Annotated in this window: 14 protein-coding genes; 7 read left to right on the top strand and 7 right to left on the bottom strand. The window is 67.0% G+C overall.

The annotated features are described in order from the left end of the window. Positions 1-55 precede the first annotated feature (55 nt). From BSY238_RS11545 to BSY238_RS11530, 4 genes are all read left to right on the top strand, one after another. Positions 56-823, top strand: coding sequence for a response regulator transcription factor (locus BSY238_RS11545; RefSeq protein WP_442922949.1), 768 nt, complete (start codon positions 56-58; stop codon positions 821-823). After that, positions 820-1,629: a transferase gene (locus tag BSY238_RS11540; protein WP_069039274.1), complete on the top strand. Its 810-nt coding sequence runs from the start codon at positions 820-822 to the stop codon at positions 1,627-1,629. Before BSY238_RS11545 ends, BSY238_RS11540 begins: the two co-directional genes overlap by 4 nt. Continuing rightward, complete coding sequence (locus BSY238_RS11535; protein ID WP_069040631.1) at positions 1,622-3,013, top strand: sensor histidine kinase; 1,392 nt, start codon at positions 1,622-1,624, stop codon at positions 3,011-3,013. Before BSY238_RS11540 ends, BSY238_RS11535 begins: the two co-directional genes overlap by 8 nt. 187 nt (positions 3,014-3,200) lie before the next feature. Beyond that, the gene (locus tag BSY238_RS11530; protein ID WP_069039273.1) at positions 3,201-3,938 is read left to right on the top strand and encodes an AbiV family abortive infection protein; all 738 of its coding nucleotides are present in this window, start codon (positions 3,201-3,203) and stop codon (positions 3,936-3,938) included. Positions 3,939-4,055: 117 nt separating this feature from the next. Here BSY238_RS11530 and BSY238_RS18150 read toward each other — a convergent pair whose 3' ends face one another. The 4 genes from BSY238_RS18150 to BSY238_RS11515 form a co-directional block, all read right to left on the bottom strand. Beyond that, positions 4,056-4,931 carry a carbon-nitrogen hydrolase family protein gene (locus tag BSY238_RS18150; RefSeq protein WP_083224030.1) on the bottom strand — a complete coding sequence of 292 codons (876 nt, stop codon included), beginning with the start codon at positions 4,929-4,931 and terminating at the stop codon, positions 4,056-4,058. Beyond that, entirely contained in the window at positions 4,928-5,584 is a 657-nt protein-coding gene (locus BSY238_RS18145; RefSeq protein ID WP_190295013.1) for a GNAT family N-acetyltransferase, read from the bottom strand. Before BSY238_RS18145 ends, BSY238_RS18150 begins: the two co-directional genes overlap by 4 nt. A gap of 104 nt (positions 5,585-5,688) precedes the next feature. Then, positions 5,689-7,443, bottom strand: coding sequence for a tetratricopeptide repeat protein (locus tag BSY238_RS11520; RefSeq protein ID WP_069039272.1), 1,755 nt, complete (start codon positions 7,441-7,443; stop codon positions 5,689-5,691). A 64-nt stretch (positions 7,444-7,507) separates the two neighbouring features. Continuing rightward, on the bottom strand, positions 7,508-8,152 hold the full coding sequence (locus tag BSY238_RS11515; RefSeq protein ID WP_069039271.1) for a histidine phosphatase family protein: 645 nt from the start codon (positions 8,150-8,152) through the stop codon (positions 7,508-7,510). 2 nt (positions 8,153-8,154) lie between these two features. Between BSY238_RS11515 and BSY238_RS18535 the strand changes: the two genes are divergently transcribed. The 3 genes from BSY238_RS18535 to BSY238_RS11505 all read left to right on the top strand — a co-directional run bounded on the left by BSY238_RS18535 (position 8,155) and on the right by BSY238_RS11505 (position 10,954). Beyond that, positions 8,155-8,622 carry a hypothetical protein gene (locus BSY238_RS18535; RefSeq protein WP_190295012.1) on the top strand — a complete coding sequence of 156 codons (468 nt, stop codon included), beginning with the start codon at positions 8,155-8,157 and terminating at the stop codon, positions 8,620-8,622. A gap of 155 nt (positions 8,623-8,777) precedes the next feature. After that, positions 8,778-9,284, top strand: a complete 507-nt coding sequence (locus tag BSY238_RS11510) for a TRAP transporter small permease subunit (protein WP_069039270.1) — start codon at positions 8,778-8,780, stop codon at positions 9,282-9,284. Further along, positions 9,281-10,954, top strand: a complete 1,674-nt coding sequence (locus tag BSY238_RS11505; protein ID WP_069039269.1) for a TRAP transporter large permease — start codon at positions 9,281-9,283, stop codon at positions 10,952-10,954. Before BSY238_RS11510 ends, BSY238_RS11505 begins: the two co-directional genes overlap by 4 nt. Positions 10,955-10,991: 37 nt before the next feature. On the opposite strand, the gene BSY238_RS18405 is transcribed toward BSY238_RS11505, so the two are convergent. From BSY238_RS18405 to BSY238_RS11490, 3 genes are all read right to left on the bottom strand, one after another. Beyond that, positions 10,992-11,708 (bottom strand): PEP-CTERM sorting domain-containing protein, encoded by a 717-nt coding sequence (locus BSY238_RS18405; protein WP_150123939.1) that lies wholly within the window; start codon positions 11,706-11,708, stop codon positions 10,992-10,994. A gap of 58 nt (positions 11,709-11,766) precedes the next feature. After that, positions 11,767-14,595, bottom strand: a complete 2,829-nt coding sequence (locus tag BSY238_RS11495; protein ID WP_069039267.1) for an autotransporter-associated beta strand repeat-containing protein — start codon at positions 14,593-14,595, stop codon at positions 11,767-11,769. A gap of 170 nt (positions 14,596-14,765) precedes the next feature. Further along, entirely contained in the window at positions 14,766-15,809 is a 1,044-nt protein-coding gene (locus BSY238_RS11490) for a heme-dependent oxidative N-demethylase family protein (protein ID WP_069039266.1), read from the bottom strand. Between the last annotated feature and the right edge of the window lie 10 nt (positions 15,810-15,819).

The following is a 15,819-nucleotide window of genomic DNA, read 5'->3' as shown; positions in this document are numbered from 1 at the left end:
TCAGCTTGCCCGGTGACGGATTGCCTACAGGTGGACACAACATGAACATCCGTTCATGTTGCGGCAAGGTGGCTCGACGCAGGCAGAATCACGGCTCGCGCACCCCGACCCGGGCGGTGCGCAGCGCTTCCAGAAAAGGTCCGACATGCACATCCTCGTGGTCGAGGACGACCCCGAAATCGCCGGCTTCATCTGCCGCGGCCTGCGTGAGGCCGGGCATGTCGTCGACCACGCCGCCAATGGCCGCGACGGCCTGTTTCTGGCGACCGGCGATGCGTTCGACGCCATCGTGCTCGACCGGCTGATGCCGCAGATGGATGGCCTGGCGATGCTGGCCGCACTGCGTGCCACGGGTTCGCGCGTGCCGGTGCTCATCCTCAGTGCGCTCGGCCATGTCGATGAGCGCATCCGCGGCCTGCGCGCCGGGGGTGATGACTATCTTGTGAAGCCGTTTGCGATGTCGGAGCTGCAGGCGCGGCTCGACGTGATCACGCGGCGCGGCCTGATGCCGGCAATCGAAAGCGTGCTGCGGGTGGCCGATCTCGAACTCGACCGCATGACGCACATCGTGCGCCGCGCCGGCGAGGACATCACGCTCAAGCCGCAGGAGTACCGGGTGCTCGAATTCCTGATGCGCCACGCCGGTCAGGTGGTCACCCGCACCATGCTGCTGGAGGGCGTGTGGGACTACCATTTCGATCCGCAGACGAATGTCATTGACGTTCATATTTCCCGCCTGCGCGCTAAGGTCGACCGCGCCGGCCGGGCGCCGTTGATCCATACGCTGCGCGGCGCCGGCTACTGCATGCGGGCGCCGGCATGAACGACCGCCGATCGCCGTGGGCCGGCAGCGCGCCGGGCGCGCCCTTCGTGCAGGACGACGAGGGAATGCTGACGCTGCATTTCGACGGCGCCGCGGTGCAGAGCAGCATGGATCCGGCGCGACCGATCGATCTGGTGCTCGACTATTCGCGCCTGATGATGGCCGCGCTGCTGTTCGTGCCGGCGCCGTCGCGCATCGGCATGATCGGTCTGGGCGGCGGCTCGCTGGTCAAGTACTGCCACCATCACCTGCCCGACGCACGCATCGAAGTGGCCGAAATCTCGCCCGAGGTGATCGCGCTGCGCAACCGCTTCCATATCCCGCCCGACGACGAGCGGCTGCGCATCGATTGTGCCGACGGCGCCGAGTGGATCGCGCAACATGACAATGCCTTCGACCTGCTGCTGGTCGATGGCTTCGACATCGGCGGCCAGGCGACCGCACTGTGCACACAGCGCTTCTACGATCACTGCCACGCCGCGCTGACGCCGAACGGCCTGCTGGCGATCAACATGCATGCGGACGACGCGCTGCACGGCGCCTACATCGGCCGCGTGCGTGCCAGCTTCGCCAATTCGGTCAGTGTCGTCACCACCGATGACGGCGTGAATGAAATAGTTTTTGCCGCGCGCGGCGATGCATTCCGGCTGTCGGAAAAACAGCTATTCCAGCGCGCGGCGGCATTGCAGGCGGCGCAGGGACTCGATTTGCGCAGGCTGGCACGCCCGCTGATCGATGGCCGGCGACGCGACTTTGCGCCCGCGGGTCGCGCGGCCGTACGTCACGTCATGGATGGCGATGACTGAGCCGACACCTCCGGTCGCGCTCCGCGCGACGCGCGGCCTGAGCACGACGGCGCGACTGGCGCTGGCCAACAGCGTTCTGCTGGCGACCGGCTTCGGCCTGATGCTGCTGCTGGTGACTTGGCTGGCCGGGCAGTACATGCTGGGTCACGTCGAAGAGAGCGTGGACGCCGAGCTGGACATCCTGAGCGCCGAGTACCGGGTCGACGGCGTGCGTGGCGTCAGCGGCCTGATCCGCCAGCGGCTGGACATGCGCTCGCCGAATCACGACCGCCTGTACCGGCTGGAAAGCGCCGACGGCGTCATGCTGATCGGCAACCTCGATGCATGGCCAGCCGCGGCGACGCGCGATGGCGTGCTGGTGCGGCTGCCCAGCCTGCGCCATCCGGGCCTCACCGAAGTCGTCGCACGCTGGGCGCGCCTGCCGGACGGTAGCCGTCTGCTGGTCGGCTTCGACGAGTACGAGGTGGAGCAGGTGCGCAGCGACATCCGGCGCGCCGCACTGGCCAGTTTCGGCGTCATGCTGATTGCGTCGCTCATCGGCGGCTTTCTGATCACCCGCGCCGCGCTGCGACCGGTGGAAACCATGCGCCGCGCGGCGCAGCAGATCATGGATGGCGACCTGCGCCACCGCATTCCGGTGCGCGGCACGGCGGACGAGTTCGACCGCCTGTCGCAGACGCTGAACGGCATGCTCGACCGCATCGACCGGCTGATCGCCTCGGTGCGCGGCGCCACCGACAACATCGCGCACGACCTGCGTTCGCCGCTGACCCGCCACCGCGCGCGCATCGAAGCCGCTCTGGCCTGCCCGCCGACGGGCGACGAACTGCCGGCCTTGCTGGAGCGCAATCTGGCCGACATCGATCAGGTGCTGTCCACCTTCCAGTCGCTTCTGCGCATCGCCAATGTCGAGTCCGGCATGCTGCGCAGCGAATTCCGCGCGCTCGACCTCGCGGCGCTGACGCGCGACGCGATCGACTTCATGGAGCCGATGGCCGACGAACGATGCATCACGCTGTCGGCCGGCGTGCCGGCACAGGCACCGATGAGCGGGCACCGCGACCTGCTGTTCCAGGCCGTCATCAACCTGATCGACAACGCGATCAAGTTCAGCCCGGCCGACGGCACTGTGGCGGTCAGCCTGCAGCCGGCGCCGGACGGCTGGCGTCTCGAGGTCGCCGATCAGGGGCCGGGCATTCCGGATGGCGAGCGGGCGCGCGTGTTCGAGCGGCTGTACCGGCTCGAAGGCGCACGCAACACACCCGGCCTCGGGCTCGGGCTCAGTCTGGTGCAGTCGGTGGCACGCCTGCACGCCGGGCGCATCGAACTGCAGACTGCGACACCCGGTCTGTGCGCCGTGCTGACTTTGCCAGCGGGCACATGAAGGACATCCAGGAGGCTTGTCACGCAGTTGACACGAAGCGATAACGCAAAGACGATGCGCTTAATGCGTGCGCGAATCTACCCCCGAAGGGGCGCGTGCGGATGGCCTCGGCGGATTGCGGCCATGGACGACAGCGCGCGCTGCGCCCTCGTCGCAACGGTTGATTTTGAGCTATGGAGTCACTTCAGTGCCGAAAACAAACAAGCCGAGCATCGCGCTCACATCCAAGCTGCTGCGACGCTATCGCGACGCCTCGATCGACAACGCCCGCGAGTTGCTGTATGAGGCGGAACTGCTGCTCAAGCACAACCACTATGCCCGTGCCTACTACTCTTCGGTCGCCGCGATCGAGGAGGTCGGCACGTCGGTGCAGGTGTTCGATGCGCTCGGCCGCAACGTACGCGACCCGGACGTGGCCAACCGCGTCGTGCTCAACCTCGGTGACTACGCGCGCAAGGTGACGGCGGCCGTGTTTCCGTGGCTGCTGATCGTGCCGGGCCGGCGCGACGAGGTGATGCCCTACATCAGCAAGATGATCAAGCGGCAGATTCCGAAACTCGATGCGATCCACACCGAACTGGACGGCAAGGGGCCGCAGGGCCCGCAGATCAACACCCCGAACTACCGCGTCACGCTGACCGATGCCGAAATCTGGCTCGGTCTGGCGAAGGACATCTACACCCACGCCGAAGCCTATGTGCTGTTCGCCCCTACCAAGATCCGCACCAAGGCGGAAGACGAAGTGTTCGCGATGAAGTCTGCCGCGCTGGCTGCGGTGACCAGCAGCCCGGAATTCTGGGAGTACTACATTTCCTGCATGAAGACCGGCAACGCGACCTTCGAAGCCGCCGTGGCCGACTACGTGCGTGCGCAGACCAGCGGGGGTTCGGAAGTGCGCAACGGCTACGACGACGAGGAAGCCTGAACCGGCGTGTTCCCGCGGCACTCCGGGCCAGAAAAAAAGCCACCTTCCGGTGGCTTTTTTTCTGGCTGCGGATCAGGACGGATTGCGCAATGCAATCGCTGGCGCGTACCGCGGCGTTCAGCTCACCTTGATGACTTCCACCGGGTGTTCGTACACGTCCTTGCGCTTGTCGTACAACGGGATGGTCGTACCGTTCAGGCGGTTGCCCTGCAGGTCGTTCAGATCGACTTCGGCGACGATGATCTGTTCGATGTTCGGCGTACCTTCGGCGGCGATGCCGTCGCGCGCGAACGGGAAGTCAGACGGCGTGATGATGCCGGCCTGACCGTAATGCATGCCGAGCCCTTCGACCGGCAGATTGCCCACCGTGCTGGTCTGCACGACGAACACCTGGTTCTCGATCGCCCGCGCGTGGCAGCAGTAGCGCACGCGCAGGAAGCCCTGCCGGTCGTCGGTGCAGGACGGCACGAACAGGATGTCGGCCCCCGCCTCGCACACCATGCGCGACAGCTCCGGAAATTCGATGTCGTAACAGATCAGGATGGCGATCTTGCCGAATGGCGTGTCGAACAGACGCAGCTGGTCGCCGGCGTCGGTGTCCCATTTTTCGCGCTCCCAGCGCGTGCGGTGGATCTTGTCCTGTTCGAACACCTGACCGCCCGGCGTGAAGTAGTAGGCCGTGTTGGTCAGCCGACCGTCTTCGCGCACCGTCGGGTGACTGCCGCCGATCAGATGCACATTCCACTGCGCCGCCAGTTCCAGCATCAGGTCGCGGTAGCGCTTGGTGTAGTCGTGCATGTTGCGCACGGCGGCGTGCAGATCACCGGTATCCATGAAGGACAGCAGCTGTGTCGTGAAGATTTCGGGCAGCAGCACGAACTGCGGCTTGTAGTCGCCGGCGGCCTTCATGATGAAGCGCACCTGGTTTTCGAAACCCGACCAGTCGTGGATGGGGCGCAGCAGGTACTGTACGGCGGCGATGCGGACGATCATGGCAGGATGTGCTCCGGAAAATGGGTGGGGCGGGCCGGATCGTGGTCCGGGTTGAGCCAGACGATGACCGAGGCATAGCCCAGGGATTCGGTGTCTTCGGGAAGATAGTCCGGCACCACGCTGAGGTAGCTGAAGCCTTCCTTCAGCTGGAAGCTCAGCACCGGGTCGCGCAGGTCGCCCCAGACCACCTTGCGGGCGTACAGGTCGGCCGTCATGTCGGCAGCGTGGCGGTGATAGCCGGGCAGGCGACCGCAGGCGATGATGCGCTTCAGGTTCATCGCCCGGCACAGCATGCGCCGTCCTTCGTACAGCAGGTGACCGACGCCGGCGCCGCGCAGATCCGGGTCGACGAACACTTCCGCACCGTACAGCGTGCGGCCATCGGGGTTGTGGTGCTCGAAGGTGCCGGAACCGGTGATGTCCTGCCAGCTGTGCGAGTCGCACCAGTCGTCCCACAGCACGACCAGCGCGCTGGCACAGCCGACGATCGCGCCGTCGATTTCGGCGACGATCTGGCCCTGCGGAAAGACGTCCAGCTGTTCGCCCAGCTTGCGGCGGCTCCACGGCGGAATGGTCGGATACACGCGCGCCTGCAGGGCGATCAGCGCGGGGATGTCAGCCGGCCGGGTATGGCGTATGCGTGGTGTGATCACGCTGTTCTCCCGTCCAGTCGGACGCCGGTCGGCGGACGCCGCCGGCATTCAACAATCAGGAGGCAGTGTAGGCAGCGCCACGCCGCCTGTATGTCGGACGGCGACTACCCGGCGATCTGTGCCACCCTTCCCGGCTTCACATCGAAGGCGATGCAGATGCGTTCTTCGTTCGATTCGAATGGAATCGTGCGGTGGAACAGCGACGACGGAAACAGCACGATGTCGCCGGCGACCGGCAGCAGCGTCTTGCGCGGAAAGTCGTCGTGCTCGCGCGGGTAGTCGTCGCCGTCGGTGCTGAATTCGATGCCGCCGGCCAGACTGCCGGCCGGCCGGTCGCGCGGAATCGCGAGATACACGACGCCGCTCAACCAGCCGGTTTCGTGGATGTGCGACGTCAGATGGCCGCCCTTGCTCATCTTCACGTACCAGGCGCTGCTGAACACCGTGTCGGGCGGGAAATCCTGCGCGAACAGGCAGGTCTCGCCGGCCAGCCGCGCACGGTAGCGCGCGACCTGTTCGCCGATCAGCGCGGCCAGCCGCGCGAACGAGGGCTCGCTGCGCCGGAACAGATTGCCGGCCGACTGGATGCCGTGATGCAGCCGGCCCTGCTTGCGCGCCTCGATCTCGGTATGCGTCACGTCGCGCAGCAGGTCGGCCAGCAAGGCGTCGGACGCATCGGACAGCGCGTCGATGTGGCTGTGGAACACGAAATCGAGCGGCGCCGGACAGAAGCCGTAGTCGTCGGCGACGCCGAAGTTGGCGGCGTGGTGCGCCGACAAGGTCGCCAGCATCGGCGAGTTGTGGCGAACACCGCGGCGGCCAACTTCAGGCTGAGAGGCGCCGATCATGGCCAGCAGCCGCTCACGGAAGGCGTCGAAGCGGCGCGTCTTGTACAGGCAGTACAACACCCGCTCCTGCCAGTCGCGGATCTGCGCACGCTCGAAGTACGGCATGGCCTCGGCCAGTTCGCCCATGTCGTAATGCAGCAGGCCGAGGTTGTAATTGGCTTCGCCATGCGCCGGGTCGATCGCCAGCGCGGCGCGGAAGGCGGCGATCGTCGCGGCCGCATCGCCCTGATCGCGCAGGATTTCGCCGAGATTGCTGTGCGCATCGGCGTAGTCGGGCGCCAGCGCCAGCGCCTGCCGGTAACTGGCGGCCGCGTCGCCGAGCAGGCCCTGATCGCGCTGTGCCGTGCCCAGGCTGAACCAGGCCGTCGCCGTCGGCTGTATCGCGAGTGCCTTGCGATAGGCGGCGACCGCCTCGTCATGCCGGCCCTGCTTCTGCAGCGCCGCACCCAGATTGGCATGCGCTTCGACAAAACCGGGTTCGACCGTCACGGCTTCGCGATAGGCGGCCAGCGCGTCGTCGGTGCGCTGCAGACGTTCGCACACCGTGCCGAGGTTGAACCAGGCGACTGCAAAACGCGGCTGCAGCCTCAGTGCGCGACGGTAGCTGGCGGCCGCGTCATCGAGCTGGCCCAGCGCGTCCTGCACCACGCCCATGTTGTACAGCAGCTCCGGAAAGTCCGGCTTCAGCGCGAAGGCGCGGCGATAGGTGGCCAGCGCCTGTTCGTTGCGTCCGCGCTGCTGCTGCACCAGACCGAGATTGCTCAACAGTTCGGCCGAGCGCGGATCGGCCGCCACCGCCTCGCGAAACGCCTGTTCGGCCTCGTCGAGCCGGCCCAGCCCGGCCAGCGCCGAACCGCGCACGCTGTGCAGCACGATGGCCGCCGGATAGCGCTTGAGCAAGTGCTGCGCCGCGCTGGCCGCGTCGGCCAGCCGACCGCCGTTGTACGCCGCGAACACCGGTTGCAGTTCGGCCGGCGACGGTTGGCGCGATGGGGTGGGCTTGTTCTTCATCGTTCAGATCTTCGGGTCAGGAAACGGACGAAACCGGCTTTGCATATATATATGCAATGCGGAATCAGACCGGCAGTTCATCCAGTGCGCCATCGAGATGCGACACGTCGCCCCAGCGTTCGACGCGCCACCCGCTTTCGTCGTGGCTCACCCAGTTCAGCGCGCAGTTGGCGATGTCGAAATCGCGCGCACAGACGAGCCCCAGCCCGCGCACCCGCCGGGCCACGATGTCGAGCACGCCGCCGTGCGTCACCAGCAGCACGGTCTGGCCGGTGTGGCGCCTGCGCAGCGATTCGACGAAAGCCCACACACGGGCGTCGAAGGTTTCCAGCGACTCGCCGCCGCGCCCCGGAAAACCGGCGCCCGGCTCGCGCGCCTCGAAGCGCGCAAAGGCCTCCGGGTGCTGGCTGCGCGCCTCGGCATAGGTCAGGCGCTGGAAGCCGCCGTAGTGGCGCTCGCGCAGCGCCGGCTCCGGCATCACCGGCAGTCCGCGCGGCACCGCGATGCGCCCGGCGGTCACCCAGGCACGGCCGAGGTCCGAGCCGTAGATCGTGTCGATCCGCTCGCCCAGCAGCGCCTGCGCCGTGGCCTGCGCCTGCGCGAGCCCGGTATCGTTGAGCGGAATGTCAACCTGGCCCTGGATGCGGCGATCGACGTTCCACGTCGTTTCACCGTGCCGGACCAGACAGAAGCGCGTGCGTGCAGTCATGAGTGTTCCTTGTAGAAGCCGGATGTTACCTGCAGGGGACAGCACGAAGTGGAGGTGAAGCGCAACATCCGAGGTTCAGGCCGCTGCACTGGGGCGGTGGTTCCGGGCTGCTGGACTGGGCTGGACTGGGCTGGGCTGGGCTGGGCTGGGGCTGGGGCTGGGGCTGGGGCTGGGGCTGGGGCTGGGGCTGGGGCTGGGGCTGGGGCTGGGGCTGGGGCTGGGGCTGGGGCTGGGGCTGGGGCTGGGGCTGGGCTGGGCTGGGCTGGGCTGGGCTGGGCTGGGCTGGGCTGGGCTGGGCTGGGCTGGGCTGGGCTGGGCTGGGCTGGGCTGGGCTGGGCTGGGCTGGGCTGGGCTGGGCTGGGCTGGGCTGGGCTGGGCTGGGCTGGGCTGGGCTGGGCTGGGCTGGGCTGGGCTGGGCTGGGCTGGGCTGGGCTGTGGGAGCGGCGGCCTCGCCGCGATGCGCACGCTGATCATCGACCATCGCTGCACTGATCGCGGCGAGGCCGCCGCTCCCACAGGCCGCCGCTCCCACAGGCCGCTGCTCCGACAGGGGCCCCTCCCACCCGCGCCACTGGAACCACCGCGGCCGGTTACCATCGCTCACCCGCTGCTCACCCGCCTCCCGATGCGCCTGCTGCTCCCGCTTGCCGACCTGATCGACCGCCTGAATGAAGCCTGCGGCCGGGTGCTGCCCTGGGCGGTACTCGCCGCGGTGCTGCTGGCCGTAGGCAACGCACTGGCGCGCAAGTTCGATGCCGGGTCCAACGCGCTGCTCGAAGCACAGTGGTATCTGGTGTCCGCGGTGTTCCTGCTCGGCGCCGGCCGCGTGCTCAAGCTCGACGAGCATGTGCGCATCGACCTCATCACGTCCAGGCTCGGTCCGCGCGGCAGGCTGTGGGCGGACATCGCCGGCCTGCTGACCATGGTGCTGCCGGTGGCACTGCTGATGCTATGGCTGTCCTGGCCGTGGTTCGTCGCGTCGTGGGCCAGCCACGAAGTGTCGGCCAGCGCCGGTGGCCTGCCGCTGTGGCCGGCGCGCCTGCTGGTGCCGGTGGGTTTCGCGCTGCTCGCCGCCCAGGCCGTCGCGCTGCTGATCCGCCGCATCGCCGCGTTGTCGGAGCCCGCAGAATGAGCGCCTGGCTGGCCGCCAACCTCGCGCCGGTGATGTTCGCGGCGATGGTGCTGTTCCTGCTGTCCGGCGTCCCGGTGGCGTTCGCGCTGGCCGCCTGCGGCATCGTGTTCGGACTGATCGGAATCGAACTCGGGCTGCTGTCGGCGTCGCTGGTACAGGCCATGCCCGACCGCGTGTGGGGCGTCATGAGCAACGACACCCTGCTCGCCATTCCCTTCTTCACCTTCATGGGCCTGGTGCTGGAACGTTCCGGCATGGCCGAAGACCTGCTCGACACGGTCGGGCGGCTGTTCGGCACGCTGCGCGGCGGACTCGCGGTGGCGGTGGTGCTGGTCGGCGCGCTGCTCGCCGCAACGACCGGCGTGGTCGCCGCGTCGGTCATTTCGATGGGCCTCATCTCGCTGCCCATCATGCTGCGCGCCGGCTACGACGCACGGCTGGCCAGCGGCGTCATCTGCGCCTCGGGCACGCTGGCGCAGATCATTCCGCCGTCGCTCGTCCTCATCGTGCTGGCCGACCAGCTCGGCCGCCCGGTCGGCGACATGTACCGCGGCGCGCTGCTGCCCGGACTGGTGCTGACCGGCCTCTACCTGATCTACGTGCTGGCCGTCGCCTGGCTGCGTCCGCACAAGGCGCCGGCGCTGCCCGAAGCCGATGACCACAACGCGGCCGAACGACGCGGCGTGTGGGCGCTGTTCGCCGTGGCGGTGCTGGCCGGCATCGCCGCCAGCCAGTTGCCGGCGCTGCAGGCGCACACCGCCGACGCGCGCGCGCTGTTCGCGGTCACCGCCGGCGGCAGCGTCGCCTGGCTGATCGCCGTGGCCGACCGCCTGCTGCATCTGAACCTGCTGCCCGACCTCGCGCGCCGCGTCGCCTTCGTGCTGATGCCGCCACTGGCACTCATCTTCCTCGTGCTCGGCACCATCTACCTGGGCCTCGCGACACCGACCGAAGGCGGCGCGATGGGCGCCACCGGCGCGCTGCTGATGGCCGCCGCTCGCCGACGCCTGAACCGCGACCTGCTGCAGCAGGCGCTCGACCGCACGGTCCGGCTGACCACCTTCGTGCTGTTCATCCTGATCGGCTCGCGCGTCTTTTCGCTCACCTTCTACGGCATCGACGGCCACCTGTGGGTCGAACACCTGCTGCTCGGCCTGCCCGGCGGCGAAACCGGCTTCCTGATCGTCGTCATGACGCTGGTGTTCGTGCTCGCCTTCTTCCTCGACTTCTTCGAACTGGCCTTCATCGTCGTGCCGCTGCTCGCCCCGGTGGCCGACAAGCTGGGCATCGACCTGGTGTGGTTCGGCGTGCTGCTGGCGGTGAACATGCAGACCTCATTCATGCACCCGCCGTTCGGCTTCGCGCTGTTCTACCTGCGCTCGGTCGCCCCGAAAACCCTGCCGACACGCGACATCTACTGGGGCGCCGTGCCCTTCGTCGGCATCCAGATCGTCATGGTCGCGCTGGTGCTGGCCGTCCCGCAACTGGTGACGGCGAATCTGGGTACCGTGCAGCGCGCAGCCGGCGACGCGGTGACGACCGACGCCGACTACCGGCGCAGCTCGAGCGCGCCCCGATTGCCGGCCGGCCATCCCGACGCCGCACTGGAAGCGGCGATCGAGAAGGCGGAGGCTATGGTGGAACCCCTCGCGGGCGAGGACGTGGAGTGATCAAGCAGCGTGCTGACGTGCAGTTCAGAGACGGTATTCAAGGGCAACGAGCGCAACGACGTCGTCGACTCGTGATTGGCTCACGGATGCCGCATATGCCGAGTGATATCGCTTTGCGCCTTCGCGCAAGCGTCAAAACACCGACAAGACCAAACAGCATCGTTGCATGCGCACCCGGTTCTGGAACCGAACTGACCAAAAAGCTCCCGTATGAATTGTTCGCCTGGTTGCTGAACGGATGCCCACCTGTGAAATGCGCTTCTCCGTACGTCGTCAGGTAATCGATCTTGCCAAGCCGCGCGCTGAATACTTGACCAACAGGATGACTCGCAAGCGTAATGTCTTGGCCGAGAAAGTCGGTGCCGAGAAAGCCCGCTACTGTCACGCGATCACGGTCGACGAGGGTGGGCCCGAGTAGTTGTGCCAGTTCAAGCGTTTCCGCGGGGTGACTGATCGCTAGATTGAATCCGTCGTCAGGCGTACCCGCGTTCGCGAACAGCGTCCTCAGCTCTTCCTTCGTGGCATGACGGAATCCCTTTGAGTACCACGCCCCCGTTCGCACCTCATCAAACGTATGCCCGACGGTGAGGGATACGTCCAGCCATTTCAAGCCTGTTGATGAGTCAATGGTTATCCAGCCATCACCGGATCCCGAGGCGTAGTCAGCACTAAAAACCGCTGCGCTTGCCGGACCAGAAAGAACGAAGAAAACAAATGCGAAAGTGACACCCATTCGATGAGCAGCGAAATGCATTACTACCTCCTGCGAGCGAAGACGATTTCAATGAAATTCAAATCTGTTGATGAATTTGTCAGCGGCGACCCATTCGGAAAGCAAGCAAACCCAGGCCCGCCACGAGCAACGAAATGGTCGACGGTTCAGGTACCGGCGCCGCAATCAGGGCCAGCGTGCCCTCCGTCACATCAAGTCGATAACCCGCCTGCGTGAGGTCACCCGACAGCGCAAGCCGGCCAGCCTCGGCGAACACGATGTCGTTGGCCCAGGCCAACTCGATGCGTTGCGCGCGGTGCGCGGGATCGAAGCCGCTCAGAGTGAGCTCGACGGACTGCGAAATCATCAGCGTGCTGGCGGCGAGCAGGGGGCCGGTGCGCAAGCCACCGGCGAGGTCGAAGTTCAGCGTGCCGCCGAGATCGATCCGGCCAGTTACCGACAGGACCTCACCCGTCAAGAAAAGGCTGCCGCCTTCGCTGACCGAAATGTCGCCTCCGAGCAAGCCCGAAGCGACCAGCCGTGCGCCGGCCAGCACTTCGAAGCTGCCCTCCAGCGCGCCGCCGAATACCAGTTCGCCGGCGGCGACCACGGTGTGACCGGCGTAGTCGTAATCGCCCAGCAAGGTAAGCCGGCCGCTACCCGCCTTGGTGAGTCCGCCCGGCCCGTCGATGCGGCCGATCAGCGTGATGTCGAAGCCGTTGCTGTCGAGCGTGCCGCCGTCGGCGCCGAGCGCGATGTGCCGGCGCAACGTGAGATCGTCGAGCGCCTGCAGCGTGCCCCCGGCAATGAGAAAGCCGGCGCGTGCGTCACCCAGCCGGGCATCGCTGTCGATACGCAAGGTGTTGCTGATGGCGGTGCCGCCGCTGTGCGCGTAGGTGCCGGCCAGCGTCAGCGCGCCGCTGCCATAGCTGTACAGCACGCCCGCGCCGCGGACCGTGCCGTGGTGCGTGTCGTCTTCGTCGATGAAGAAGCCCACGCCGGCACCGTGGGCCACGTCGATGTCGCGGCCGAGCGTGCTGCTGCGACCGACCAGCACGCCTTGCTGAACCTCGACAAACGCCTGCGCGTTGGCACCACGCAGCCAGAGCAGGCCTTCGCCTGATTTCACGAAGCGGCCAGCGCCGGACAACTCACCCGACCACGCAGCCGTGTCGGCGGTTGTCATGCGCAGCACGCCCGCGTTCTGCACGCGCTGGCTGGCGAGCCCGGGGCTGACCGACAACTCGCCTGCGAGGATGCGCGTGGTGCCCGTCCAGGCCGCGTCGCCAACGACCAGGGTGCCACTGCCGTCCTTCTCGAACGCACCGGCGCCTTCGATGCGACCGTGAAACTGTGTACCCGTGGATTCGTGGACGCGCAGGGTGTTGCTGCCCAGCCTGACGGTGGCGCCACCTTCGACATTCGACAGACCGGCCAGCGTGCGTGCGCCGTCGGCTGCAGCGAGGTCGAACACCGCATCGCGCGCCAGATCGATGTGGCTTGCATCGCCGGTGCGGCCGCGCCCCTGCAGCGCCAGCGTGCCGGCCCGCACATTCACCGTGCCGGTGAAGCGGCCAGCCTGCGTCAGCGCGAGTTCGCCGCTGCCAGTCTTGTCGAGCACACCGCTGCCGGACAGACCTTCGGCGAGCGTGAGCCGGTGATCGCCCAGATCGACAGTACTGCTGCCGGTGCTGTGCAGCGCACGCGCCAGTTCAAGCGCCGACGACACCTGCAGCCGACCGCCATCAAGACGCAAGGCCTGCCCGACTGCGCCCAGACTGAAGTCGCTGCCGGCGATCAGTGTGCCGCGCACCAGGGTGCCGCTGGCCTGCGTGTTGTGCCCGGTCAGTTCGATGCGCGCATTGCTGCCCACCTCAAGCATGCCGGCGCCGGACAGCCGACCGGCGAAGGTGTCGTCCAGCTGTGGCACGCCGCTGATCAGCAGCGCGCCGCTGCCGAGAACCACATCGCCGGCACCCGCCACACTCGACGCTTCGGTTGTCGTCGTCCGGGCAGCAAGGTCAAGCGTGGCATCCAGCTCTACCAGGATGCGCGGCCTCTGACCGGGGTCGGCATCTGCGGCGAAGGTCAGACGACCTTCGGCTACATGCAGATCGCCGGTGAATGTCTGAGCGCGGGTCAGCAGCAGTTCGGCGCTGCCCGCCTTGACCACCGTGCCGGTGCCCGACACGACGTGATCGAAGTGACCGGCGTCCGACTGTTCGAACATCAACGCGCCACCACGCAGCAGCACATCCGTCTGCAGGCTCCCGGCGTGTGCAGCCAGCACCCCGTAACTGACCACAGGCGCGGCATGCCAGACATTATTGGCGTGCGTCAGGCGCAGCGTGCCCGCGCCCTGCTTGTACAGCGTCTGGTGAGCCGTGACCCGGCCGTGGATGCCGAAGGTATTGCCCTGCGTATCGATCCACGCCGGCCCGGCCGGTCGGGGGGTGACCGGCGCGGGGTCCGGCGCAGGCACGGGCGTGCCATCAGGCGTCAGAATCGGCAGTACGACGTATTCGATGCCAGACTGCGACGTGGTGAAGCCGATGACGACATCGCGGAAGGTGTCAAAACTGGCCCCGATGACGAGCAGCTCCGAACCCAAGTAGAGCGTTGCACCGGGTTCGCCCAGATCGGCGTCGCTGAATGCGGACCAGGAGTGCAACCACGGCCAGAAGTGGGGTTCGTAGCGCTCGCCACTAAGAACGCCGTCGTGACTGCAACAAAAGTAGACCCCGCCGCCGTAAGTGGCCCCGTTGTTCGGGACGATGAGGTGCACCTCGTCCTTCAGCTTTCGCCAACCATCGTAAGCGGCCGCGAGCGCCGCCGGATCGACCGGGCCATCGTAAAGCCCCGCCGCCACCGGCAGGGGCGCCGCGAGAACCAGCGCCAGCAGAACGCAGGGGTATTTTCCCGAAGACATGTCGAACCGTTACGCATATTGGATGCGTTCCAGTTTCGCCCGGATACGCTACCCGGGCGTGACAGTTGCATGACACCGGACCCGATGCGACATCCGGTCCGGCGGTGGCGGTGTAGAAAGCCGGCATCGCGCGCCAGCGAAGTTGCTGCGCAAAAAGTCGGCCTGCTGCCCTACTCCGGCTGCGTGCCCACCGCGAGCGGGGCGCCGTCGTCGTGACGGGCCAGCCAGTCGAGGGTGGTCTGGCGGTAACGCACCAGGCCCTTGTATTCGGCCAGTTCGTTCGGCAGCGAGCCGAGCACGCGGTTGAGGCGTTTGGCCCAGCGCGGGTAGGTGGCCAGCTCTTCCATGCTGGCGAGGTAGCCGCGGATCGAGAACAGCATGCCGTTGCTGCGCGGCAGGCGAAACAGCGTCTGCAGTTCCACCCGCAGATGCACCTTGGCGCCGACGTTGTCTGGCGTGACGCTGGCGCGGTCCTGGCCCCACTCGGGGTAGGTTTCGGGCGCGGTGTCGAGGCGCGGGTTGATCGTCATGGTCCAGTTCAGGCGGCGCACCGGGCGGCCCTGCTGCAGCATCAGCAGGTATTTGAGCGCGCGTTCGAACACGCCCAGTTCGTGTGCCAGCGGCACCGGTCCGTGCCATTCCATGAAGCTCATGCCGACGTCGAAGGTGAGCGACCAGTCGGCCTGCGACGTGATCATGCCGGCGTCGGCGAACAGGTCGCTGTTGCGCTGATCCATGATGACGAAATCGCCCTGGGTCTGGCGCGTGATGTATTCGAACGGCGGGCACGGCAATGTGGCGGCGTCGCCGAAGGTGAAGGTCTGGTCGATGCCCAGCGGCTTGTTCACCCAGTGCCAGCGCTCGCCGTCCTTGTTCAGCACGAACAGATCGGGGTAGTCGCGCGCCATCGATTCCATCAGCAGTTCGAGCGTGTCCCACTCGGCGTCCATCATGTGCGGCAGCGACACGCAGCGTCCGGGGTCGCGCTCCAGCGTGATCGCGCGGTCGCGCATTTCGGCGATGTAGTGCTCGTCGATGTCGAACGCATGCTCGTACACCGAGCCGGCCGGCCCGCCGGCGTGTGGTTCCATGTTGACCGAGTACATGTACTGGTCCTGATGGAAGGGGAACGGGAAGCGGCGGATGGCGGCCGGAGAGTTGCGATAGGTGTAGTCGTCGCGGAAGGTTTCGTCCGGCTTGAAGGCTAGGGTCATGTCGTCGTCC

It is taken from the genome of Methyloversatilis sp. RAC08, assembly GCF_001713355.1.
In the GTDB taxonomy this organism is placed as follows: Bacteria; Pseudomonadota; Gammaproteobacteria; order Burkholderiales; family Rhodocyclaceae; genus Methyloversatilis.
Note: the sequence above shows the minus strand (reverse complement) of the source record. Positions and strands in the feature narration are given on the sequence as shown.